The sequence below is a fragment of the Mesorhizobium sp. M5C.F.Ca.IN.020.32.2.1 genome, assembly GCF_004023105.1.
GTDB classification, from domain to species: domain Bacteria; phylum Pseudomonadota; class Alphaproteobacteria; order Rhizobiales; family Rhizobiaceae; genus Mesorhizobium; species Mesorhizobium wenxiniae.
This window is the reverse complement of sequence record NZ_RZSX01001459.1, coordinates 1-804: the sequence shown is the minus strand read 5'-3', so window position 1 is coordinate 804 and position 804 is coordinate 1. Positions and strand designations below refer to the sequence as shown.

General features: G+C 60.6%; 1 protein-coding gene. It reads left to right on the top strand.

Annotation, left to right across the window (positions count from 1 at the left end):
- Window positions 1–23: 23 nt before the first annotated feature.
- The coding region (locus tag EOA86_RS36770; RefSeq protein ID WP_164892418.1) for a sugar ABC transporter permease at window positions 24–804 on the top strand (781 nt) is incomplete at its 3' end.

Here is an 804-nt window from a genome sequence, read left to right as displayed (position 1 = left end):
ATCATGCGCAGAGGGAGAGACCCGTGGCGGCTCAGATTTTCTCGGCCATATTCGTCATCATCGTCGGCGTCGGCGGCTGCGTCGCCTATTTCTGGGGCGCCAACAAGCTGGTGGACATCATCTTCCCGTCGCGCGGTGTTGCAGGTGCTGCGGCCATCGACAATCTGCGCCGGCAGGGGATGATCCGGCCGTGGCTGTTCGTCGGCCCGGCCATGATCATCCTCACCATCTATCTGATCTACCCGGTCGTGGAGACGCTCAGGCTGTCGTTCCTTGATCGCGGTGGCGCCAACTTCGTCGGCTTCGCCAATTATGAATGGGCGTTCGGCGACCGCGAGTTCCGCACCTCCATCCTCAACAACATCATGTGGCTGGCGGTCGTGCCTGCCGCCTGCACTTTCCTCGGGCTGATCATCGCCGTCCTCACCGACAAGATCTGGTGGGGCACCATCGCCAAGAGCCTCATCTTCCTGCCGTTGGCCATCTCGTTTGTCGGCGCCAGCGTCATCTGGAAATTCATCTACGAGTATCGCGGCGCCGGCCAGACGCAGATCGGCCTGTTCAACGCCATCATCCAGTATTTCGGCGGCCAGCCGCAGGTCTGGATATCGCTGCCGTTCTGGAACAATTTCTTCCTGATGATCATCCTGATCTGGATCCAGACCGGCTTTGCCATGGTTATCCTGTCCTCGGCCTTGCGGGGTATCCCCGAAGAGACGCTGGAAGCGGCCGTCATCGACGGCGCCAATCCGTTCCAGATCTTCTGGAAGATCATGGTGCCGCAGATCTGGGGCACGATCGCCG